We start from the raw sequence: 21,623 nt of genomic DNA, 5'->3' as shown, positions 1-21,623 counted from the left end.
TTGCCCGTACACGCGTCCACCCATAATCTGACTCCAGAGTAAGATTACTCAAGAGTAAGGAAGCAGCTGTGGCAGACCATTCCATCGACGACCTGGCCGCCCTGGACTTCTCCTCGGTGTCCCCGCAGGAGTTCGCGAAGATCGTCAAGGGGCTCTCGGCGTCCCAGATCAAGGAGATCGCCCACGGCGAGCTGCGGACGCGCGTCCTGGCGGAGGTCTTCGGGCGGATGGAGCGTCAGTTCCGCCCCGAGGCCACGGGATCGCTGAACGCCATGATCCGCTGGAAGGTCGCGGGCGAGACCGAAGCGGTCTACGAGACGGCGATTGCGAACGGCACCTGCACGGTCACCGAGGGCCGCTCCAACGCCGAGCCGCGCGTGACCCTGATGATGGCCGACGCGGACTTCCTCAAGCTGGTCTCCGGCAACGGCAACCCCGTGACGATGTTCATGATGCGCAAGCTCAAGATCGCGGGTGACGTGGGCCTGGCCTCGGGCCTCACCCGCTACTTCGACATCCCCAAGGCCTGAGGGGAGGGAGACCGGACATGAGCGGCTTCTCCCTCGAACTCACCGAGGAACAGCGGGACTTGAAGGAGTGGATCCACGGCTTCGCGGCCGACGTGGTCCGCCCGGCGGCGTCCGAGTGGGACGAACGCGAGGAGACCCCCTGGCCCGTCATCCAGGAGGCGGCCAAGATCGGCCTGTACGGATTCGAGTCCCTCGCCGACATGTACGGCGACCCCAGCGGACTCTCCCTGCAGATCGCCAACGAGGAGCTCTTCTGGGGCGACGCGGGCATCGGCATGGCCCTGTTCGGTACGTCCCTCGCGGTCGCCGGCATCTTCTCCTCGGGTACGCCGGACCAGCTGGCGGAGTGGGTCCCCCAGTGCTTCGGCGACGAGACCGACCCGAAGCTCGCGGCGTTCTGCGTCTCGGAGCCCCAGGCGGGCTCGGACGTCTCGTCGCTGCGCACGCGCGCACGCTACGACGAGGCGAAGGACGAGTGGGTGATCAACGGCCAGAAGGCGTGGATCACCAACGGCGGCATAGCCAACGTCCACGTGGTCGTCGCCTCGGTCGACCCCGAACTCGGCGCACGCGGCCAGGCGGCCTTCATCGTCCCGCCGGAAACGCCGGGCCTGGCAGGCAACCGCAAGATCAAGAAGCTGGGCCTGCGCGCCTCGTACACGGCGGACGTCTTCCTGGACGACGTCCGGGTCCCCGGCCACTGTCTGCTGGGAGGCAAGGAGAGGCTGGACCGCCGTCTGGCCAGGGCCCGCGAGGGCGGCCGCGCGAAGGGCCAGGCCGCGATGGCCACGTTCGAGGTCAGCCGCCCGACGGTCGGCGCGCAGGCGCTGGGGATCGCGAGGGCCGCGTACGAATACGCCCTCGACTACGCGGGCGACCGCGAGGCCTTCGGTCGCCCCATCATCGAGAACCAGTCGATCGCCTTCGCGCTGGCGGACATGCGGACCGAGATCGAGTCGGTGCGGCTGCTGATCTGGCAGGCGGCCTGGATGGCGCGGAACGACAAGACCTTCGACGCGGCCCAGGGCTCGATGTCGAAGCTCCGGGCGGGCGAACTGGCCGTCTCCGCAACGGAGAAGGCGATCCAGATCCTGGGCGGTGCGGGCTACAGCCGGGAGCACCCGGTGGAGCGGATGTACCGCGACGCGAAGATCTACACGATATTTGAGGGCACGAGCGAGATCCAGCGCCTGGTCATCGCACGAGCAATCTCGGGCCGCCACATCCGCTGAGGCCGGCCCCCTCCGCCAGCGCCGCACGCCCCCGGATGCGGCCCGCACCGCACACTGCGACTCTGGATGTGGGGGGTGCACGGAGAGGAAGGTGCCCCATGTCAGTCATGGACAAGCTCAAGCAGATGCTCAAGGGTCACGAGGACCAGGCCGGGCAGGCAGTCGACAAGGCGGGCGACTTCGTCGACGACAAGACGCAGGGGAAGTACAGCAGCCAGGTCGACTCCGTACAGGACAAGGTCAAGGACCAGCTCGGCAGCAAGTCCCAGGACCCCCCGCAGGCCTGACCCAGCCCCACGGCAACACCCCCGCCGCTCGCGCGGCGGGGGGCTTCGTCATGCGGAGATCATGACTCGAAGGTCAGGGTGTCCCAGTCGTCATGGGTCAGCATGACCTGCAGATGGGTCGCGGTGAGGATCGTGATGGGCATCGCCCTGATGACCTGGAACTCCGCACCCGCCCTGATGCCGTACGTCTCGAACATCTGGAGTCTGTTCGGGTCGTCGGTGTCCACCGTCGCGACGGTGTAGGGACCCTCGGCGGGCGGGGTGCCGTGCGTCATGCCGCCTCGTACCGGTGCGCCCGACCACCCCGCCACTCCACCCATGCCCGGTCGTCCAGGACGAGCTCGGCGTCCTCGATCCCGGCCCGTCTCAGGAACTCGGTGACGTCGCGGTCGGAGTGTGCAAGTCCGAGGATCTGCCCCTGGGCGGTGACCCTGCGGCCGCCGGACGGGCTGGGCGGGTGGACGGTTATCGGCGCGCTCATAACTCCAGACTGCGACTTTCCGACGGCTCCCGCACGCCACACGGCCGCATACGGGCGAGAAAATCCAGATGCCTCCCGGGCCACGGCCGGGCTACGGTGACGGCGTCCAGGTGCGCAGGCGGCGGATACTTCTTTCTTTCAAAAAGAGGACCCGGGTTCGAATCCCGGCGGACCGGCTCCGGCCGGTCTGTGGTGCAGCGGCCCAGCATCTATGTCTCCGCAGCCGACTCTGATCTCTGGACACCTCACGCGTGCGGTCAACTCCCCTGGTTCAGAGGGGAGTTACCGTTACCTCCCCACGAACGCAGCGATCGGTCAGGGACGGTAGACCTTGCCCGGCTCCGGCTTCGACGGGGCTATCAGCTGGGAGACCGTGACGATCGTGTAGCCGCGCTTGCGCAGCTCCGCGATGATCCCCGGGACAGCGGGGATCGTGCCCTTGTAGCGGTCGTGCAGCAGGATGATGCCGTCGCGCTCGGTCTTGTCGAGGACCCGCTTGGTGATGAGCGCGGTGTCGGTCGTCTCGTAGTCCTTGGCGGTGACGCTCCACAGGATCTGCGCGAGGCCCATCTCGCGCATGATCTTCGAGACGTCGTCGTTGGTGCGGCCCTGCGGCGGGCGCATCAGCGTGGGCTTCTTTCCGGTGAGCTTCTCGATGGGGTCCTGGACCTTGGCGAGCTCTTCGCGTACCTGCGCCGGCTTGATGTCCGTCAGGACCGCGTGCGACCAGGTGTGGTTGGCTATCTCGTTCCCGTCGGCCGCCATGCGGCGGACCGTCTCCGGGTACGTGTCGATGTGGCCCTTGCCCTGCAGGAAGAAGGTCGCGTGGAGCTTCTCCTTCTTCAGGATGTCGAGCAGCTTGGGGGTGGGGGCGCTCGGGCCGCCGTCGAAGGTGAGCGCGACGCACTTGGCCTTGCGGCAGTCGACCTCTCCTGCCGCGACCTTGGCGTCCTTCGGTGCGCTCTCGCGCTCGCTGCGCGGCGAGGTGACCCCGTGGAGCGAGCTGCAGCCCGCGAGTGCCGCCGCCAGGAACACGGCTGTCGCCGCCCCGGCCAGAGTTTTCATTCGGGACGTGGACAGGTGGTGCGGCACAGCGGTTCCCCCAGGTCGGGCGGTGTGGGTCGGCGATCCGGCGAAGATCGCAGACGTTAACTCACATGGACTATACACAGGGCGTACAGTCATGTTCCGGGCAAGGGCCTCCGCCTCTACGCGAGCAGGTCGATCTCCGTGCCGAGCCCCTGCTCCTCCGCCTGCCGGTACGCGAGCCAGGACAGCGCGAGGTCCTGCCAGGGGAGGCCGACGGGGGCGTAGACCGTGGCCGACGACGCGTCGGTGCGGCCCGGGTGCTCGGCGCGGAGGATCTCGCCGAGGGTCGCGTCCGCGGCGGTGGCGGGGAGACCTGCTGCGGCCAATGCGCCCATGGATGCAGCCAGTTCGCGGTTGTCGACCACGAGGAGCGACGAGGCGAGGAGGTCCGCGGCCAGCTCCTGCTTGCCGGGTTCGTCGGCGCCGAGGGTGGTGAAGTGCTGTCCCGGCCGGGCGTCCGCGAGGCCGAGGAGCGGGGTCCGTGACCAGGTGGCGAGCAGCACGATGTCGGCGGCTGCGGCGACCTCGGGCGCGGAGGCGAGGGCGCGGCCGCCGTGGGCGGAGGCGAAGGTGGCGGCTCGGTCCGGGTCGGTGTCGTACACGACGAGGCCCGCGAAGGGACGCAGGCTCCGCAGCCCCCGCACCATCAGCTCCGCCTGGGCACCCGCGCCGATGACCCCGACGACCGTACCGTCCGAGGGCACGGCAAGGAGGTGCGTGCCCAGCGCCGCCGCGAGGCCGGTCCGCCAGGCCGTGATCGTGGCCGAGTCCAGGAGGCCGAGGAGTTCGCCGTCGCGGGCGCTGTGCAGGCAGATCACGCCGCGCAAGGCGGGACTCGCGCCGGGGAACTTGGCGTTGACCTTGACCGTGTACGCGTCGATCCCCGGCAGGAGCCCGGGGATCAGCGCCGTCGCCGTACCGGGGAAGGGGAGGTCGGTGCGGATCCGCTGACCGGGTACGGCCACGGAGTCGGCCCTGCGGAAACCGTCCCGCAGGGCTGCGGCGCAGGACTCGGGGTCGAGCGCCGCCAGGAGGTCGCTGCGGGTCAGGATGCGCGTCATGCGCCCCATGATCACAGCTCGGCGCATACGCGATACTCCCCGTATGACAGAGATCCGGCGGGCGACCGCCCGGGACGCCAAGCGGCTGACCCGGCTGGTGCGCACTTCGGGCGCCTACCGGGAGCCGTACGCGTCGATGGTCGCCGGCTACCGGATCGGGTCCGACTACATCGAGATCCACGAGGTGTACGTCGCCGTCGGCGAGGACGGGCAGGTGCTCGGCTTCTACGCCCTGCTGCTCGAAGCCGCCGAACTCGACCTGATGTTCGTCGCGGACTCCGCGCAGGGGCTCGGTATCGGCCGGCAGCTCGTCGAGCACATGGTGAGCCAGGCGTACGCCGCCGGTCTCGACCGGGTCCGGGTGGTCTCGCACCCGCCCGCCGAGGGCTTCTACCGCAGTGTGGGCGCGGAAAGGGTCGGCACCGTGCCCGCCAGTCCGCCCGCGGTGGCGTGGGACCGGCCCGAGCTGGTCTTCCCGATCGCGCTACGGCGCACGTAACAGCCCTATTCGTGCTTCGGTCCGGGGTTTGTTCCGGCTCCCTCACTCGATCAGGTTGCCGTCCCTCCGGGCCCCTTCTGATCTGGACACGCTAGGTCACTCTTGGTCATGGGTGTCGCACCCAAGGTGATGACCCGCAGGTGCGACGACCCGTCAACCGGCAGTTCTGCACGTTCAGTTGAGGAGATTCCATGCGATCAACCACCATGTCCCGGACCGCACGCACCCTGACCGCCGCCGTAGCCGCCACCGTCGGCGTCCTCGCCCTGGCCGCTTCCACGGTCGCCACCGCCGCCCCTGCCCCCGCACCCGCGCACCGCGCGCCCGCCGTCCAGGCTCCTGCCCTGGTCTGCACGGTCAATGACAACGGCGTCAATTTCCGGGGCGGCCCCGGCTCGCAATACCCGGTCCTCGGCCAGGTCAACAGGGGCCAGAACCTCAATTACCGCGGCCGGACCGGCGACTGGATCATGGGCGATCTGTGGGGCGGGACCACCGGCGTCTGGATCTACATCGCCTACCTCGACTGCTAGCGATTGACTGGTCCGGTGGTCCTCCGGCCGGAGGACCACCGGACGACCCCACCCCAGGAGCAGTCATGGCGACAGAAGGCTTCCCCAAGATCGGCGCACCCGCCGAGCGCGCCCTCGCAAACGCCGGATACACCGGCCTCGCGCAGCTCGCAGGCGTCAGCGAGAAGGAGCTGAAGAAGCTGCACGGCATGGGCCCCAAGGCCCTCGGCATCCTGCGCGAAGCGCTTGCAGCCGAAGGGCTGAGCTTCGCTGACGAATGATCACCAGTCCGGACCACCCCGCATGCGGCCCCCCAGCGCCGGTGTGAGGGTGCCAGTGTGACCACAGCCAGCGACACCGCAACGGCCCCCGCCGCACCGCCCGTCCTCGACCCACGGCAGCGGAACATCGTCTTCGGCACCATCATGCTGGGCATGCTCCTGGCCGCACTGGACCAGACGATCGTCGGCACCGCCCTGCCGACGATCGTCTCGGACCTGGGCGGTGCGGCGCACATGTCGTGGGTGGTCACGTCGTACCTCCTCGCGGAGACCGTCGCCACCGTCCTGGTCGGAAAGTTCGGTGACCTCTTCGGACGCAAGCTGGTCTTCCAGGTCTCCGCGATCGTCTTCATCACCGGCTCCTTCCTCTGCGGCCTGGCGACGAACATGTCGCTGCTCATCGCCTGGCGCGCCATGCAGGGCATCGGCGCCGGTGGTCTGATGGTCACCTCGATGGCGCTCATCGCCGACGTGATCCCGCTGCGCGAGCGCGGCAAGTACCAGGGTGCGATCGGCGCGGTCTTCGGTGTGGCCACGGTCATCGGGCCGCTGCTCGGCGGTCTGTTCACCGACCATCTGACCTGGCGCTGGGCGTTCTACGTCAACGTCCCGATCGCCATCGTCGTGGTCATCGCCGCCGCCCGTAACATCCCGGCGGTCAAGTCGGCGATCAAGCCGGTCATCGACTATCTGGGCATCGCCCTGGTGGCGATCGGTGCGAGCGCCCTGATCCTGGGCACCAGCTGGGGCGGCAACGAGTACGCCTGGACCTCCGGCACCATCATCGGGCTGTTCGTCGGCGGCATCATCGCGCTCGCACTCTTCTGTGTCGTGGAGACACGGGCGGCCGAGCCGATGCTGCCGATGCGCCTCTTCAGCAATCCGGTCTTCACCGTCTGCTCGGTCCTCAGCTTCGTCGTCGGCTTCGCCATGCTCGGCGCGATGACGTTCCTGCCGACCTATCTGCAGTACGTCGACGGGGACTCGGCCACGATCTCCGGCGTCCGCACCCTCCCCATGGTCGTCGGTCTGCTGATCGCCTCGATCTTCAGCGGCAACGTCGTCAGCAAGACCGGCAAGTACCGGATCTTCCCCATCGTCGGCTCCCTGGTCATGGGCATCGGGCTCTTCCTGATGTCGCTCATGGGTGCGGAAACCAGCGCCTGGCTCGAGTCGCTGTACATGTTCGTCCTCGGTCTCGGCATCGGTCTGTGCATGCAGGTGCTGACGATCGCCGTGCAGAACACCGTCGACTACACGGACCTCGGCACCGCCACCTCCGGCGTCACCTTCTTCCGTACGCTCGGCTCCTCCTTCGGCACCGCGGTGTTCGGCACCATCTACGCCAACTCCCTCAAGCCGAACCTCACTTCAGGTGTCGCCGAGGCCGCCAAGGCCTCGGGACTGCCGCCCGAGCAGATCGCCAAGGCGGCGACCAGCCCCGAAGGTCTGCACACGCTCCCCGCCAAGGCGGCCCAGCCGATCATCGACGCGTACGCCGACACCATCCAGACCGTGTTCCTGTGGACCGTGCCCGTCGCGGTCGTCGGGTTCGTCGTCGCGCTCTTCCTCAAGCAGGTCAAGCTGCGCGACACCGCACGCGCCGGCTCCACCGACATGGGCGAGGGCTTCGCCTCCCCCTCCTCCGGGGACTCCGCGCGCCTGCTGGAGCTGGCCGTCGCCAAGATCCTTCTCGCCAAGGGGCCGGAGACGGCACGGCAGATCGTCGCCGAGTCCGACACCCGTCTCGACATGGCGGGAGCCTGGGCGGTGATGCAGGTCGAGTTCTACACGCGCATGGTCGGGCACACGTCGATCGGGCTGATCGCCGGCCGTCACCGGCTGCCGCCCGAGGTGCTGGTGCCGGTCTTCGAGCGGATGGTCGACGAGGGCTATCTGACGCGCGGCGGCAGTCTCTACCAACACACCCAGGCCGGCCGCCGCGAGGCCGCCACGATCACGACCGCCTGGTCGGACTGGCTCAACCAGCAGCTGGAGGAGGACACCGGGCGCCCGCGCTCCGCCGAGCTGAGGGCCGCCGTGGACACCATCTCCAAGCGGCTCCTCGCCGAGGACCTCGCGCACGGCCTGCCGGAGTACAAGCAGCCCGCAGCCGTCGGTTCCTGACCCTCACCCCGTCCCGTACCCGGCCCGAAGGCGAGACCGCACACCTGTGAGCAAGGACCTGATCGAAGACCCCCGCGAAGTCACGGACGCGGGGGACGCCGGATACGACAAGGGACTCAAGCCCCGCCATGTGAGCATGATCGCGATCGGCGGCGCGATCGGCACCGGGCTCTTCCTCGGGACGGGCGGCAACCTCGCCAAGGCGGGGCCCGGCCTCGCGTTCACGTACGCGGTCTGCGGTGTTTTCGCCTTCTTCGTGGTCAGGGCGCTGGGCGAACTCGTCGTCCACCGGCCGTCGTCGGGGTCCTTCGTGAGTTACGCGCGCGAGTTCCTGGGCGAGAAGGGCGCGTACGTCGCCGGCTGGATGTACTTCCTGAACTGGGCCACCACCGGCATGGCCGACATCACCGCCATCGCGCTGTACGTGCACTACTGGTCGATGTTCACCTCCATCCCCCAGTGGCTGCTTGCGCTGATCGCCCTGATGGTCGTGCTGACGATCAACCTGATCTCGGTGAAACTGTTCGGCGAGATGGAGTTCTGGTTCGCCATCGTGAAGGTCGCGGCCATCGTGGTCTTCATGCTGATCGGGATCTGGCTGCTGGTCACACGCCATCCCGTCGACGGTCACACACCCGGCTTCTCGCTGATCTCCGACAACGGCGGCTTCTTCCCGCTCGGCGTGCTTCCCGTCATCCTGGTCGGACAGTCAGTGATCTTCGCCTTCTCCGGTGTGGAGATGGTCGGCGTCACCGCGGGCGAGACCGCCGATCCGCACACCATCGTGCCTAAGGCCGTGAACTCCATCATGTGGCGGGTCGCGATCTTCTACATCGGCTCGGTCCTCGTCCTCACCCTGCTGCTCCCCTGGACCGTCTACTCCGCCGGCGAGAGCCCCTTCGTCACGGTCCTGTCCAAGCTCGGCGTGCCCGCGGCCGGCGGCGTGATGAACCTGGTGGTGCTCACCGCCGCCATGTCGAGCCTCAACTCCGGGCTCTACACCACGGGCCGCATCCTGCGCTCGATGGCGATGGCGGGCTCGGCACCCGGCTTCACCGCGCGGATGAGCCGGAGCCACGTCCCGTACGCGGGCATCCTGCTGACCTCGTCCGTGGCACTGCTGGGCGTCGCGCTCAATGCCTGGTTGCCCGACGACGCGTTCGCGATCGTCACCAATGTCGCCGCCCTAGGTGTCATCTCCAGCTGGACCATGATCATGGTCTGCCATCTGGTGTTCGTGCAGCGCTCCAAGCAGGGGCTGGCAGAGCGTCCCGACTTCCGGCTCTGGGCCTCGCCCTGGATCGAGCTGGCCACCATCGCGTTCCTGGCCGGTGTGATCGTGATGATGTGGTTCGACCGGGACGGACCGGGACGCAACACGGTGCTGCTCACCGTCCCGATCGCCGCCGTCCTCACTCTCGGCTGGTTCCTGGTGCGCGACCGGGTGAACGGCATCGCAAGCGCCGAACAGGCCCCGCCCGTCGACCCGTTGGAGTAAGGCGCCCTCAGTCGAAGCGGGCGAGCGAGAACCGGGGGTGCGGTTCGCTCTCGCCGGTGGCGAGAGCGGCGGCCATGGCGCCGATGAGCGGGGTGAACTTGGCGCCGTGGCCCGAGCACGGGGAGACGATCACCAGCGGTCCCCGGCGGTCCAGGACGAAGTCCTCGTCGGGGGTCGTGGTGTAGAGGCAGGTCGCCTCGCCCACCGGGTCCGGGTCCAGGCCGGGCAGTCGGTCGCGTACGAAACCGGAGACCCGGAGGCGGGAGTCCGCGTCCGGGGTGCCGGTGCGGGTGCGGGCGGTGGTCGGGGTGCCGTTGTTGTGCTCGGCGAGTTTGAAGGCGGGGGCCGGGCCGCCGTCGGAGCCGGAGGGCAGTCCGTAGAGGGAGAGGTCGTCCTGGGAGACCAGGGTCGGCCAGTCGGCTTCCGGGTCCTGTTGGCGGAAGTGGAAGACCTGTTGCTGGGTGACGCGCAGTTCGGGAAGGGTCAGGGACCTGGGCAGGCCGAGCTCGGGGAGCCAGGGGCCCGCGGCGACGACCACGGAGTCGGCGACGATGGCGCCGCCCTGTTCCGTACGGAGCAACACCCTTGCTGCTCCCAGTGGTTCGACCGATTCGATGCGTACGCGGGGCAGGACACGGGCGCCCAGCTCCGTCGCCCGCCGTACGCAGGCGGCGACCGTGGCGTCGGCGTCGATCACGCCCGCCTCGGGGTGGTACAGCGCGGGGCCCGTGAAGCGGATGCCCGGCCAGCGCTCGGACGCGGCTTCGGCGGTGAGGAGTTCGTGCGGGACGCCGGCCGTGGCGAGGAGTTCGGCGAGGTGTTCGGGGTCTCTTTGGGCGCCGAGGTCGAGGCCTCCCGTCGTACGGAGGAGGTCCGTCCTGGTGTCGCCTTCGAGTTCCTTCCAGGCGTCGGCGGCGCTGCCCGTGAGGTCGATGTAGAAGGGGTCGTCGTACACGCGGCGGAAGATGCGGGAGCTGCCGTGCGAACTCCCGTGCTGGTGACCGGGGTTGTACGCCTCGATCAGGGTCACCTCGTGTCCGCCGCGCGCCAGTTGCCAGGCGGTGGCCGCACCCATCAGGCCGGAGCCGACGACGGCGATCATCGTCGGCTCCGGGTGGTGCGGTCTGGTCCGGTGAGGGTTTCGCGGGTCATGCCACGAAGGTATGCCTTCGGGACGCGGTCAGCTACCGGCAGCGGCGTACACACGCTCTCCCGCGACATAGGTGAGCGCGACATTCGTCTCGGCGATGGCCTCCGGGGCGCCTTCGTACGGGTCACGGTCGAAGACGACCAGGTCTGCGAGCGCGCCGGGGCGGATGCTGCCGGTGTCGTCGAGGTGGTTCACGTACGCCGATCCGGCCGTGTACGCGGCGAACGCGGCGGTGAGGTCGATGCGTTGCTCCGGGAGGAAGGCGGGTGCCGTGGAGCCGGGGGCGATGCGGTTGACCGCGACATGGATGCCGTCCAGGGGGTCGGCGCTGCTGACGGGCCAGTCGCTGCCTGCGGCGAGGGTGGCGCCGGAGCGGAGGAGCGCGCCGAAGGGGTACTGCTGTGCCGCGCGTTCCGCACCCAGGAACGGGATGGTGAGCTCGTCCATCTGCGGTTCGTGGGCCGCCCAGAGGGGCTGCATGTTGGCGGTCGCGCCGAGGGCGCGGAAGCGGGGGATGTCGTCGGGGTGGACGACCTGGAGGTGGGCGAGGTGCGGGCGGGTGTCGCTGGGGCCGTTCGCCTTGCGGGCGGCTTCGACGGCGTCGAGGGCGTCGCGTACGGCGCGGTCGCCGAGGGCGTGGAAGTGGACCTGGAAGCCGACGGCATCCAATGCGGTGACGTAGGAAGGGAGTTGGGCCGGGTCGATGAAACTGGTGCCGGTGTTGGCGGTGGCGCAGCCGCAGTGGTCGAGGTAGGGGGCGAGGAGGGCCGCGGTGCCGGTCTCGGCGACTCCGTCCAGCATGATCTTGACGGAGTCGGCGCGGAACCGGCCGTGGCGCAGGGCCGCGCGGCGCTCCACGAGCTCCGGGATCTGTTCGGCGCCGCGGTCGCGGTCCCACCACAGGGCGCCGTTGACGCGGGCGGTGAGGGATCCGTCGCGGGCGGCGGTGAGGTAGGCGTCGGACGGGTCGTCCATGCCGAGGGAGGAGCCGACGAGGGCGTCCTGCCAGGCGGTGATGCCGTAGGAGTGGAGGAGGCGCTGGGCGTGGAGCAGCGCTTGGAGGCGGTCGGCGGGGGTGGAGGCCGGGGTGTGGCGGCCGACCACTTCCATCGCGCCTTCCTGGAGCATGCCGGTCGGCTCGCCGTGGGCGTCGCGTTCGAAGCGGCCGTCGGCGGGGTCGGGGGTGTCGCGGGTGACTCCGGCGAGTTCCAGGGCGCGGGAGTTGACCCAGGCGCCATGGTGGTCGCGGTTGGGGAGGTAGACGGGGCGGTCGGGGACGATGCGGTCGAGGAGCTCCTTGGTGGGGGTGCCGCCGTCGAAGGCCTCCATGGACCAGCCGCCGCCGGTGATCCAGGGGCGGTCGGGGTGGGCCTGGGCGTAGGTGCGTACCGCTTCGAGGGTTTCGTCGGCCGTCTTGGCCGTTGTGAGGTCGCACTGGGTGAGTTCGAGGCCCGCCGATACGGGGTGGATGTGCGCGTCCTGGAAGCCGGGGATCAGCAACCGGCCGTGCAGGTCGACGACTTCGGTCTGCGGGCCGATCAGTTCGCGCACCTCGTCGTGGCCCACGGCGGTGATGCGTCCGCCGGTGACCGCGACGGTGGTGGCGCGGAATGGGGTCTCCCCTGCTCGAGCGAAGCCGAGAGCTTGGGGAAGGGCGGAGTCGAGGGTCAGGACGGGGCCGCCGGTGAGGACGAGGTCGGCGTGCGGGTGGTGCATGGGGGTCCGTTCGGTTGGCGGTCAGACGGTGGTGGGTTCGGTCGAGTCGGGTGCGAAGAGCTCGTCCGCGTCCGTGCCGTGGCCGGTGCGGAAGTAAGGTGATTTCCTTACCCACTTGGCCCAGGCGGCGGCCACGATTCCGGTGCCGATCATCAGGCCGGGACAGAGCAGCATGAACCAGCCGTTGTCGGGGCTGGCCTCGAAGTGGTCGGTGGAGAGGTAGTAGGTGCGGCAGAGGTAGCCGCCGAGGCCGAGCAGGACGGCTGCGCTGAGGGTCGGGAGGATCACGGCGCGCACGCCCTGTTTGAAGTCCTCGCGGAGCAGGCCGCGGAATCGGACCGCCGCGGCGAGCGCGGTGAGTGCGTACGAGAGGGAGACGACGACGCCGATCGCGTTGACCGCCGCCAGGATCATGTCGCTGAGCGTGGGGATGATCATCGCGAGGAAGGCGACGGCGGCCGCGCAGGCGCCGAGGAGCAGGGTGCCGGCCGCGGGGGTCTGGTACTTGGGGCTGATGCGACCCCAGACGGGGCCGAGTGTGCGGTCGCGGCTCATGGCGAACATGCCGCGCACGGTGGGGATCACGCCGGACTGGAGCGAGGCGACGGCCGAGAACATCAGGGCGATGAGGGGGAGGGTGGCGAGGGGTTCGGAGGCGAGGCGGTCGCCGAAGTAGGTGAGGGCCTCGGCGCCGTGTCCGGCCAACTCGTCCTGGGAGAGGACGCGTTGGAAGGCGGTGGAGCCGAGGAGGAAGAGGCCGAGCATGGTGAAGAGGGTGATCATTCCGCCGCGGGAGGCCTGGCGCGGGTCGCGGACCTCTTCGGTGACGGTGAAGGCGGCGTCGAAGCCCCAGTACGCGAAGACCGAGAGCAGCATGCCCTGGGCGAGGCCGCTGAGGGAGGGGATGGCGAAGGGGTTGAACCAGTCGAGGCTGAAGGGGTGGCTTCCGGCGATGAGTCCGTAGCCGCAGAAGCCGATGAGGACGGCGTACTCGAAGATCAGCAGACCGGTCTGGAAGCGGGCGGCGGTGTGGATGCCGGAGACGGCGGTGAGGGTGACCGCGGCGAGGACCAGCATGCCCAGGACGGTGGTCTGGGCGGTGGAGTTGGGGTCGAGGGTCAGGCCGAGTGCGTGGTGGAGGCCTGCCTTGCCGATGAGCTGCAGCAGGGCGGATCCGGTGACGGCGGTGGTGTACGCGAGGAAGACGACGGTGCCGACGATGTTGACCCAGCCGGTGAGGAAGCCGAGCCAGGGACTGAGTGAACGGCCCACCCAGACATAGCCGTTGCCCGCGTTGGGCTCGACCTTGTTGAGGCGGACGAAGGCTCCGGCGATGCCGAGGATGGGGAGGAAGGAGAGCAGCATGATGGCGGGCAGATGGAGGCCGACGACCATGGCGGTCGCGCCGAGTCCGATGCCGATGCTGGTGGTCGCCGCCGTGCTGGATGCGGCGATGGCGACGGTGTCGAGTACGCCGATCGACCGGTTCAGGGACTGCTGGGGCGGGTCGGTTCCGTAGGGCGTCTTGTTGTCGGGTGTCACAGCGCTTTCTCCGCTCTTCACTCTCACCGGGGGCCGTAACCGGCCCGATGGCTGGATATGAAACTGCCGGAGGTCTTAACACGTCAATGGCGTTGACATAAGGTGCCGTCATGAGCGAACGAGTGGTGCCCGCGCCCGGCTCGCGGCGGCGCAGGCGGCCGACCAAGACGGGGGTCGTGCTCTCCGAGGAGCTGATCGTCGAGACGGCGCTGCGGCTGCTCAAGGAGCACGGGGCGGCGGCGCTGACGGTGCGCCGTCTCGGTGCGGCGCTGGGGGCGGATCCGAGTGCGCTGTACCGGTACTTCCGCGACACGGACGATCTGTTGCTGGCCATCGCGGACGAACTCATCGGCCGTACGCTGCGGGCGTGGCGACGCACCGGCGACTGGCGCGCGGACCTGCGGGAACTGGGGCTGCGTATCCATGCGGGCGCACTGACCCACCCGCAGGCGGCGGTCCTCGGCTCCTGCCGGGTCACGGGGCGGACGAACGAGATCAAGTCGGTGGAGACGATCCTGGGGGTGCTGCGCGACGCCGGGTTCCCGGACCCGGAGGCCGTGCGGATCTATCACGCCTTCGTCGACCAGGCGCTGGCCTTCGCGGCCCTGGACGCGGCGGCCGGGTCGCTGCCTCCCGAGGCGCGCAGGGCCGACGAGGAGATGTGGCAGTCCACGTACGCGCGGCTGCCGGCGGAGAGCCATCCGCACATCGCGGCGACCGCGCGCCACTTGGTGGCCGATATGACCCCCAGCGCCTATCCGACGGCACTGGATCTGCTGCTGTCGGCTGCGGGTGCGCGACTGGAGACTTTCAAGTCTGCTTGACCGGTGGCGAGTTGGTGCGGCGGGCGCGCAGGAGGGCGGTGTCGGTGAGCCCGGCGAGAAGCTTCTGCAGCAGGCTGTACGCGAGGACGGGCAGGAGCACCTGCGGGTAGTCGGGGAGGCGAGTCGCCGCCAGGACCGCGCTCGCGCTGCTGTTGTTCATGCCCGACGCGAAGGTGATCGCGACCGTGTCGGCGTGGGTGGCGCGCAGGATGCGGGCGAGGCCCCAGCCGACAGCGAAGGACGCCGCGCACATCGCTGCGGCGGTGGCGACGGAGGCGATCAGGAGCGCGGGCCTCGGGTCGTGGAGGAATCCGCCGAGGGCGCCGGAGGCATTGCTGTACGTGAGGAACACGGCTGCGGCCAGACTGATCAACTTCAGCCAGGGGACGACTCGTTCGAGACCCCGGCCGCGAGCGGCCGCCCGTACGAGCAGCCCCGCGAGACACGGCGCGACGACACCCGCCACGGCGAAGGCCCCTCCCCCGGTGCGCGCCATCCGGGTCAGATCGGTGGAGTAGTGACCGCTGGTCACGGCGGAGGCGGCGTGCAGGGTCAGCGGGATGGTGAGAGGGCTGATCAGGGTGGAGGTGAGGACGATCCCGACGACCAGGCTGTGGTTGCCGCCGGCCCGGTCGCCCCACACGGTCGCACCGCCCGCCACCGGCATCGCGCCGATCAGCGCCATCCCGGTGAGCAGCCCGCTGCAGCCGTCACTGTCGGGGAGCAGCCCGAGGACACCGGCCATCACCGGCAGCAGCACCAGCGGCACGACGGTGTTGGCGACGGTCCCCGTGAGCAGCGGCAGCGGTCGCCGTGCCAGGGCGGGCAGTTGGCGGGCGGAGATCTGCACGGACGCAGTGAACAGGACGAAGGCGAGCAGCAGCGAGGGCAGAGTGACGGGCGTGGGATGCCCGCCCGGTGCGGGCACCGACCCGAGCCGAGTGTGGCGCGCGGCGAGCCCGACAACGGGGACCAGAACGGCTGCCGCGTAGGCGACGAGCATGGTCAGGGTGAGCCTGCGCTGGACGAGGGCGAGTGCCCGCCCGGCGAGGGTGGCGTGCATGGCCTGGCGTCCCGTCTCTCTGGATCAGCGGCTACGGAGGGCAGCGACTTCCGGGAGACGTATGGAGGTACGGAGGAGGGGTGTGCAGGCGATCGCGACGGCGATGAAGGACGCGGCGAACAGCCAACCCGCGACCACGTCACCGGCCCAGTGCACGCCGAGATAGACACGGCTGAGCCCGACGGCAAGGGCCCAGCAGACGAGGACCACGCAGACAGCACGGCGCAGGGCGGCACGCCGGACCCGCCGGAGCAGCGCCCACCCGAGGATCCCGGCGACCAGGGCGGAGGTGGCGGCGTGCCCGGACGGGAAGGAGTAACCGGACGCATGGGTGGCCCAGTCGGCGAGCGGCGGCCGCTCGCGCCCGACGGCCTCCATGAGCCCGTACCGCAAGACCTGCCCAAGCAGGAGAAAGGCAAGCGCGGCAAGGGCGGAGCGGACCGGCGCCCCGCTGACCCCGCGCGCCAGGCCAGACACCCTCCGGACCGGACGACGCGGTGCGTGCGCATCAACATCGGAACCCGAAGCGCGGGTTGCTGCCACCCGCTCAGTCGGGAGGAGCCCAGTTGCCGCATCACGCGCATCGGTGCGGCGAGCGCCGTCCATGGCCTCGCCCTCAGCCCCTCCGGCAGGGAGCGCACCTGCAGTTCGGCCGGCCGCTGCCACCAGCCCCGCCACAAGCACCATGGCGTACGGCAGGACGCCCGTGCCCGTCGCCGTCACCGCCCGTGCCACGGCCAGACCGACCGGTGGACGGTGCGCGAGGCTCCAGTTGTGTGCGGCCAGGTCGCCGGGGAGCGGCGTCCCGTTCCGTACGACGACTACCGCCGTCAGCAGCGCCAGCAGCGCGGCACAGCCGAGTGCCACGGCCACAGCAGCGGCCGTGGCCGACGTACGGGCGGGGGCCGGTGCGCTCATGCCGTCGCCACCAGCAAGGGCTTCAGGCGGGTGTCGCGGAGGCGCTCCACCGCCGGGGCCGCGCGTCGGGCCAGCAGTGCCAGCGGCCACGCCACCAGGGCTCCGGTCAGCAGGCCGACTGCCACATCGTGCGGGTAGTGCACTCCGACCCAGACCCGCGACGCCGCCATCAGCAGTGCGGCGGGGATCGCGATCACCGCCAGGCGGTGCCAGGCGACGACCAGGGCCACGGCCGCTGCCGCCGCGATCGCCGAGTGGTTGCTCGGGAACGACCAGTCGCCCAGCGCCGGGCAGGCGTCGAGGGTGACGGTGTGGAGCGTCCGGCACGGTCTCTGTTCGTGGAAGAGCGACTTGATCACGTCGTTGGCCAAGTAGGCCACGACGACGATCACGGGGATGGCCAGCGCTGTCGCCATGCGCTCGGCGCTCTCGTTCCTCGCACGCCACCAGGCGACGAGCATGAGGACGGCGAAGAGGGCAAGTCCGTAGGTGGACCAGTAGGTGATGACGTTGTCGAGCCAGTGCGGTGCGTGCTGTGCGAGATCAGTGATCCGGGTGTACAGCCCGCCGTCGAAGGTGGACACGGCGGTTCTCTCCTCAGTTGGTACGGGCACGGGAGCGGACGAGTTCCAGGGCGAGCGGGGTCAGGGAGATCAGTACGACGAGCGCGACGACCGGGAGCAGATAGCGGTCGACGTTCGGCACGGAGGAGCCCAGTGCGTATCCCCCGAGGACCAGGCCGACCGTCCAGACCACGCCGCCGACCGTCTGCCAGAGCGTGAACGTGCGGGTCGGGACGTTGAGCGCTCCGGCCAGGGGGTTGAGCACGGTACGGACGACGGGCACGAAGCGGGCGAGGACCACGGCCTTGGCGTGGCCGTACTTCCCGAGGAACTCCTCGGCCCTGGCCGCGCCCTCCTGGATCTTTCTGGATCTGCTCTTCTCCAGCAGCGGCCGGCCCCCGCGCCGCCCGATCCAGAATCCGGTCTGCGCGCCGAGAAGGGCGCCCGCGACGGAGGCGATCAGCACCTGCCACAGGGTGAGGTGCACGGAGCCGTGCACGCCCGGAACGCAGAGCAGCCCCGCCGTGAAGAGCAGCGAGTCGCCCGGCAGGAAGAAACCGACGAGCAGCCCCGTCTCGGCGAACAGGACCACGGCGATACCGAGCGCCCCGAAGGCGGACAGCAGGGAGCCCGCGTCGAGCACGTTTACGGCCATGCGGTCAGCCCTCCCATAATGGTCGCGGGAGTGCGTGCTGCCGCACCCCGTATGACTACAGCGATGTAGACGGTCTACAACACTGTAGACGAAGGATTCGGGAGGAGAGTTCCCCATGCCCGACGCGCATTCCGAGCGAAGGCCCGCCGGCGAGCTCGAGGCCAGCGTGCTCGCCGCGCTCTGGGCCGCCCAGGGCCCGATGACCCCCGCCGAGGTCCAGCACACCCTGCCCGGCGGTCTCGCCCGGACGACCGTGACGACGATCCTCAGCCGGCTGCACGAGAAGGGCGCCGTCGCCCGCACCCGCGCCGGTCGCGGCTTCGCGTACACACCCACCGAGGACTCGCCAGGACTCACCGCCCGACGGATGCACACCGAGCTGGAGAAGGAGGAGGACCGCTCCACGGTGCTCGCCCGCTTCGTCTCCCAGCTCAGCGACCACGACGAGCGCCTGCTCCGCGAGCTCCTGGACGGCGACTCGTCATGATCTACGCGGTGTGGCTGCCCCTCCTGCTGCCCCTGATCGCCGCCCCCGCGGCCCGGCGCATCGCCGAAGCGCTGACGCCGCGACCGGCCGCCTGGCTGCTCACCGCCACCACCCTCACCCTGGCCGTCTGCAGTACGGCCGCTCTCGGACTCCTGGTCGTCGCCGGAGCGCTGCTCCTCCCGCCGGTCGCCGCCCTCGGCGACCTGATCCGGCCCCCGGCCGTCGGCGACGCGCCGCTCACCGGACTCGCCGCGGGCGCCGCCGCGGCGCTGCTCTGCGTCTCAACCGCCGTGCTCGTACGGGCCGTCCGGCGCCGGGTCGCCGAACTCTGCGAGGCCAGAGCCCTCATGGGCCGGCCGAAGGCGGGCGATCTGTCCGTCCTGCGCGACGGCCGCCCCGACGCCTACGCGCTCCCCGGCCGCCCCGGCCGGATCGTCGTCACCACCGGCATGCTCCAGGCCCTCGAACCGGCCGAGCGCGAAGCCCTGTTCGCCCATGAGCGGGCCCATCTCACCGGCCGCCACCACCTGTTCCTCGCCGCCGCCGAGCTCGCCGCCCTCTGCCACCCCTCGCTGCGTTCGCTGCGCCCCTCCATCGGATACGCCCTGGAGCGCTGGGCGGACGAGTCGGCCGCGGCCGCCGTCGGCGACCGGTCCCTCGCAGCCCGCGCGATCGGCCGGGCAGCCCTCGCCGCCCGCAACGCACCCCCCTCCCGCCCCGGCGCCGCACTCGCCGCGGCAGCCGGCCCGGTCCCCCGCCGCGTCGCCGCCCTGCTCGGCCGAGGCCCCGCCGCCGCCCCGCGCCGCGGCCGTACCGCACGCGTTCTCGCGGGCGTGCTCCTGGCCTGTCTGGTGATGTCCGCGGGCGCCGCCCTCGACGCCGCGACCGATCTCCACAGCAGCGTCGAGACGGCCCAGGGCGAGACCGGCAGCTGACGCCGGTTACGGTCGGACCACATCACCCCCCGACCGAGGAGAGCGATCGTGACCGAGCTGACGCACGGAATGGCCGACATCGAGCCCGGGCTGCGCCTGCACTACGTCACCGCAGGTGAGGGCGAGCGCACCGTCGTCCTCCTGCACGGCTTCCCGCAGACCTGGTGGGAGTGGCACAAGGTGATCACGCCCCTCGTGGAGGCCGGATTCCGGGTGGTCGCCCCCGACTACCGGGGCGCCGGGCACTCCTGGAAGCCCGCCGCCGGCTACGACAAGAAGACCGTGGCACGGGACATCCACACCCTGCTCCGCCGCCATCTGCGGATCGAGGGCCCGCTCGTCGTCGTCGGCCACGACATCGGCCTGATGGTCGCGTACGCCTTCGCCCAGACGTACCGCGACGAGGTCTCCCACCTGGTGGTGATGGACGCACCGCTGCCCGGCACGGAGGTCTTCGACCGGCTGCGCAGCGACCCGCGCGTCTGGCACTTCGCCTTCCACGGTGCGCGCGACGTCGCGGAGATGCTGGTCGCCGGGCGTGAGCGGCAGTACCTCCAGACCTTCTTCAACGTACGCAACTCCGACCCGTCCGCGATCAGTTCGGCCGACCTCGACGTCTACACGGAGGCGTACGCGGCCCCGGGTGCGATGCGCGCCGGCTTCGAGCTCTACCGCGCCTTCGACCAGGACGCGGAGGACAACCGCGAGGCCCTCAAGGACAACGGGAAACTGATCGTGCCCGTGCTGGCCCTCGGCGGCGCCGTCTCCACCTCCGGCGCCCTCCTCGGCGAGATGATGAACGAGGTCGCGGAAGACGTCACCGCACACATCGTCCCCGGCACCGCCCACTGGATCGCCGAGGAGAACCCCGAGGACATGCTCACGATCCTGCTGGACTTCGTCGGCAAGGCGTAGCCGTATCGTCTGGGGGATGTTGACCAACTGGGCGGGAAACATCGCCTTCACAGCACAGCGTCTGCACAGCCCGGCCTCCCTCGACGAGCTGCGCAAGGCCGTGACCGACAGCGCACACGTACGGGTGCTCGGCAGCGGCCACTCCTTCAACGAGATAGCCGACACCGACGGCACCCTGCTCTCGGTGGCCGGTCTGCCGCCTGCGGTGGACGTGGACAAGTCCGCCGCGACCGTCCGGGTCGCGGCGGGCGTACGGTACGCGGAGCTCGCCCGGCAGGTGCACCAGCACGGCTTCGCCCTGCACAACATGGCCTCGCTGCCGCACATCTCCGTCGCCGGATCCGTGGCCACGGGCACCCACGGCTCGGGCAACCGCAACGGCAGTCTGGCCACCGCCGTACGGGAGTTGGAGCTGATCACCGCCGACGGCGAACTGCTGACGCTGAGCCGCGAGCACGACGCCGGTCGCTTCGAGGGCGCCGTCGTCTCGCTCGGCGCGCTCGGCGTCGTCACCGCCCTCACCCTGGATCTGGTGCCCGCCTTCGAGCTGGGCCAGCGGGTCCACACCGGGCTCCCGCTGTCCGTACTGGACGAGCACTTCGACGCGATCACCTCGGCGGCGTACAGCGTGAGCCTCTTCACCGACTGGCGCGGCCCGCGGTTCGGACAGGTGTGGCTCAAGTACGAGGCCGACCGCGAGCCCGAGTTCCCCTGGGCCCCCGAGGCCGAGGGCCCGCTGCACCCCGTGCCCGGCGTGTCGCCCGAGCACTGCACGCAGCAGCTGGGCGTCCCCGGCCCCTGGCACGAGCGGCTGCCGCACTTCCGGGCCGAGTTCACGCCGAGCAACGGCGAGGAGCTGCAGTCCGAGTACCTGATCGACCGCGCGGACGCGGTCGCCGCCCTGCACGCCGTCGACGCGATCCGCGAGGCCGTCGCACCGGTGCTGCAGATCTGCGAGGTGCGGACGATGGCGGGCGACGACCTCTGGCTGAGCCCGGCGTACGGCCGGGACACGGTCGGTCTGCACTTCACCTGGGTCAAGGACATGGCCGCCGTGGAGCCGGTGCTCCGCCTCCTCGAGGAGAGCCTCGCGCCGTTCGCGCCGCGCCCGCACTGGGGGAAGGTCTCCACCGTACCCACCGCACAACTCGCCGAGCGCTGGCCCCGGTTGGCGGACTTCCGGTCGCTGGCCAGGGACCTCGACCCGGCGGCCAAGTTCACCAACCCCTTCCTGAAGCCGCTCCTCGACGCGAACTGA

The 21,623-nt window shown here is 70.3% G+C and carries 24 protein-coding genes and 1 tRNA gene; 14 read left to right on the top strand and 11 right to left on the bottom strand.

The features are described 5' to 3' along the window. Nucleotides 1-68 precede the first annotated feature (68 nt). The 3 genes from OG707_RS35530 (at nucleotide 69) to OG707_RS35520 (ending at nucleotide 2,049) form a co-directional block, all read left to right on the top strand. Nucleotides 69-530 (top strand): SCP2 sterol-binding domain-containing protein, encoded by a 462-nt coding sequence (locus OG707_RS35530; RefSeq protein WP_329125811.1) that lies wholly within the window; start codon nucleotides 69-71, stop codon nucleotides 528-530. A 17-nt stretch (nucleotides 531-547) separates the two neighbouring features. Then, nucleotides 548-1,762, top strand: a complete 1,215-nt coding sequence (locus OG707_RS35525; RefSeq protein ID WP_329125809.1) for an acyl-CoA dehydrogenase family protein — start codon at nucleotides 548-550, stop codon at nucleotides 1,760-1,762. A gap of 98 nt (nucleotides 1,763-1,860) precedes the next feature. After that, nucleotides 1,861-2,049: an antitoxin gene (locus tag OG707_RS35520; protein WP_329125807.1), complete on the top strand. Its 189-nt coding sequence runs from the start codon at nucleotides 1,861-1,863 to the stop codon at nucleotides 2,047-2,049. A gap of 59 nt (nucleotides 2,050-2,108) precedes the next feature. Here OG707_RS35520 and OG707_RS35515 read toward each other — a convergent pair whose 3' ends face one another. Both OG707_RS35515 and OG707_RS35510 read right to left on the bottom strand, forming a co-directional pair. Then, the gene (locus OG707_RS35515) at nucleotides 2,109-2,324 is read right to left on the bottom strand and encodes a hypothetical protein (protein WP_329125805.1); all 216 of its coding nucleotides are present in this window, start codon (nucleotides 2,322-2,324) and stop codon (nucleotides 2,109-2,111) included. Beyond that, complete coding sequence (locus tag OG707_RS35510) at nucleotides 2,321-2,530, bottom strand: hypothetical protein (RefSeq protein WP_329125803.1); 210 nt, start codon at nucleotides 2,528-2,530, stop codon at nucleotides 2,321-2,323. The genes OG707_RS35515 and OG707_RS35510 overlap by 4 nt, the downstream gene beginning before the upstream one ends. Nucleotides 2,531-2,630: 100 nt before the next feature. Here OG707_RS35510 and OG707_RS35505 point away from each other — a divergent pair. Beyond that, nucleotides 2,631-2,706: transfer RNA gene (locus OG707_RS35505), tRNA-Glu, on the top strand. 139 nt (nucleotides 2,707-2,845) lie between these two features. Here OG707_RS35505 and OG707_RS35500 read toward each other — a convergent pair. Beyond that, nucleotides 2,846-3,595: a polysaccharide deacetylase family protein gene (locus OG707_RS35500; protein ID WP_329125801.1), complete on the bottom strand. Its 750-nt coding sequence runs from the start codon at nucleotides 3,593-3,595 to the stop codon at nucleotides 2,846-2,848. A 143-nt stretch (nucleotides 3,596-3,738) separates the two neighbouring features. Continuing rightward, nucleotides 3,739-4,680 carry an ornithine cyclodeaminase family protein gene (locus tag OG707_RS35495; RefSeq protein ID WP_329125799.1) on the bottom strand — a complete coding sequence of 314 codons (942 nt, stop codon included), beginning with the start codon at nucleotides 4,678-4,680 and terminating at the stop codon, nucleotides 3,739-3,741. 43 nt (nucleotides 4,681-4,723) lie between these two features. Here OG707_RS35495 and OG707_RS35490 point away from each other — a divergent pair, with 43 nt between their 5' ends. From OG707_RS35490 to OG707_RS35470, 5 genes are all read left to right on the top strand, one after another. Further along, nucleotides 4,724-5,179, top strand: coding sequence for a GNAT family N-acetyltransferase (locus OG707_RS35490; RefSeq protein ID WP_329125797.1), 456 nt, complete (start codon nucleotides 4,724-4,726; stop codon nucleotides 5,177-5,179). Nucleotides 5,180-5,370: 191 nt separating this feature from the next. Then, complete coding sequence (locus tag OG707_RS35485; protein ID WP_329125796.1) at nucleotides 5,371-5,712, top strand: SH3 domain-containing protein; 342 nt, start codon at nucleotides 5,371-5,373, stop codon at nucleotides 5,710-5,712. 65 nt (nucleotides 5,713-5,777) lie between these two features. Further along, complete coding sequence (locus tag OG707_RS35480) at nucleotides 5,778-5,972, top strand: DNA-binding protein (RefSeq protein ID WP_329125794.1); 195 nt, start codon at nucleotides 5,778-5,780, stop codon at nucleotides 5,970-5,972. Nucleotides 5,973-6,029: 57 nt separating this feature from the next. After that, complete coding sequence (locus OG707_RS35475) at nucleotides 6,030-8,099, top strand: MDR family MFS transporter (RefSeq protein ID WP_329125792.1); 2,070 nt, start codon at nucleotides 6,030-6,032, stop codon at nucleotides 8,097-8,099. 46 nt (nucleotides 8,100-8,145) lie between these two features. Next, complete coding sequence (locus tag OG707_RS35470) at nucleotides 8,146-9,597, top strand: amino acid permease (RefSeq protein ID WP_443071435.1); 1,452 nt, start codon at nucleotides 8,146-8,148, stop codon at nucleotides 9,595-9,597. A 7-nt stretch (nucleotides 9,598-9,604) separates the two neighbouring features. On the opposite strand, the gene OG707_RS35465 is transcribed toward OG707_RS35470, so the two are convergent. The 3 genes from OG707_RS35465 to OG707_RS35455 form a co-directional block, all read right to left on the bottom strand. Then, the gene (locus OG707_RS35465) at nucleotides 9,605-10,699 is read right to left on the bottom strand and encodes an FAD-dependent oxidoreductase (protein WP_329125790.1); all 1,095 of its coding nucleotides are present in this window, start codon (nucleotides 10,697-10,699) and stop codon (nucleotides 9,605-9,607) included. A 78-nt stretch (nucleotides 10,700-10,777) separates the two neighbouring features. After that, nucleotides 10,778-12,463, bottom strand: coding sequence for an amidohydrolase (locus tag OG707_RS35460; RefSeq protein WP_329125788.1), 1,686 nt, complete (start codon nucleotides 12,461-12,463; stop codon nucleotides 10,778-10,780). Between the two features lie 21 nt (nucleotides 12,464-12,484). Next, nucleotides 12,485-14,005: an APC family permease gene (locus OG707_RS35455; RefSeq protein ID WP_329125786.1), complete on the bottom strand. Its 1,521-nt coding sequence runs from the start codon at nucleotides 14,003-14,005 to the stop codon at nucleotides 12,485-12,487. 110 nt (nucleotides 14,006-14,115) lie between these two features. On the opposite strand from OG707_RS35455, the gene OG707_RS35450 reads away from it, so the two are divergent. Next, nucleotides 14,116-14,829, top strand: a complete 714-nt coding sequence (locus tag OG707_RS35450; protein WP_329125784.1) for a TetR/AcrR family transcriptional regulator — start codon at nucleotides 14,116-14,118, stop codon at nucleotides 14,827-14,829. On the opposite strand, the gene OG707_RS35445 is transcribed toward OG707_RS35450, so the two are convergent. The 4 genes from OG707_RS35445 to OG707_RS35430 are packed head-to-tail and all read right to left on the bottom strand — an operon-like array spanning nucleotide 14,816 to nucleotide 18,028. After that, the gene (locus tag OG707_RS35445) at nucleotides 14,816-15,892 is read right to left on the bottom strand and encodes a bile acid:sodium symporter family protein (protein ID WP_329125782.1); all 1,077 of its coding nucleotides are present in this window, start codon (nucleotides 15,890-15,892) and stop codon (nucleotides 14,816-14,818) included. The genes OG707_RS35450 and OG707_RS35445 overlap by 14 nt on opposite strands. A 24-nt stretch (nucleotides 15,893-15,916) precedes the next feature. Next, nucleotides 15,917-16,810: a phosphatase PAP2 family protein gene (locus OG707_RS35440; RefSeq protein ID WP_329125781.1), complete on the bottom strand. Its 894-nt coding sequence runs from the start codon at nucleotides 16,808-16,810 to the stop codon at nucleotides 15,917-15,919. Next, on the bottom strand, nucleotides 16,807-17,394 hold the full coding sequence (locus OG707_RS35435) for a phosphatase PAP2 family protein (RefSeq protein ID WP_329125779.1): 588 nt from the start codon (nucleotides 17,392-17,394) through the stop codon (nucleotides 16,807-16,809). Before OG707_RS35435 ends, OG707_RS35440 begins: the two co-directional genes overlap by 4 nt. A 13-nt stretch (nucleotides 17,395-17,407) precedes the next feature. Then, nucleotides 17,408-18,028 (bottom strand): DedA family protein, encoded by a 621-nt coding sequence (locus OG707_RS35430; protein ID WP_329125778.1) that lies wholly within the window; start codon nucleotides 18,026-18,028, stop codon nucleotides 17,408-17,410. 115 nt (nucleotides 18,029-18,143) lie between these two features. Here OG707_RS35430 and OG707_RS35425 point away from each other — a divergent pair, with 115 nt between their 5' ends. Genes OG707_RS35425 through OG707_RS35410 form a run of 4 tightly spaced genes read left to right on the top strand, consistent with a single transcriptional unit; the run spans nucleotide 18,144 to nucleotide 21,623 of the window. Beyond that, nucleotides 18,144-18,515: a BlaI/MecI/CopY family transcriptional regulator gene (locus tag OG707_RS35425; protein ID WP_329125776.1), complete on the top strand. Its 372-nt coding sequence runs from the start codon at nucleotides 18,144-18,146 to the stop codon at nucleotides 18,513-18,515. After that, nucleotides 18,512-19,450 (top strand): M56 family metallopeptidase, encoded by a 939-nt coding sequence (locus OG707_RS35420; RefSeq protein ID WP_329125774.1) that lies wholly within the window; start codon nucleotides 18,512-18,514, stop codon nucleotides 19,448-19,450. The genes OG707_RS35425 and OG707_RS35420 overlap by 4 nt, the downstream gene beginning before the upstream one ends. 48 nt (nucleotides 19,451-19,498) lie before the next feature. Further along, nucleotides 19,499-20,365, top strand: a complete 867-nt coding sequence (locus OG707_RS35415; protein ID WP_329125772.1) for an alpha/beta fold hydrolase — start codon at nucleotides 19,499-19,501, stop codon at nucleotides 20,363-20,365. Nucleotides 20,366-20,381: 16 nt separating this feature from the next. Next, nucleotides 20,382-21,623 (top strand): FAD-binding protein, encoded by a 1,242-nt coding sequence (locus tag OG707_RS35410; RefSeq protein WP_329125769.1) that lies wholly within the window; start codon nucleotides 20,382-20,384, stop codon nucleotides 21,621-21,623.

The sequence above is a fragment of the Streptomyces sp. NBC_01465 genome (assembly GCF_036227325.1).
GTDB lineage: Bacteria > Actinomycetota > Actinomycetes > Streptomycetales > Streptomycetaceae > Streptomyces.
This window is presented reverse-complemented; position numbering and strand designations above follow the sequence as displayed.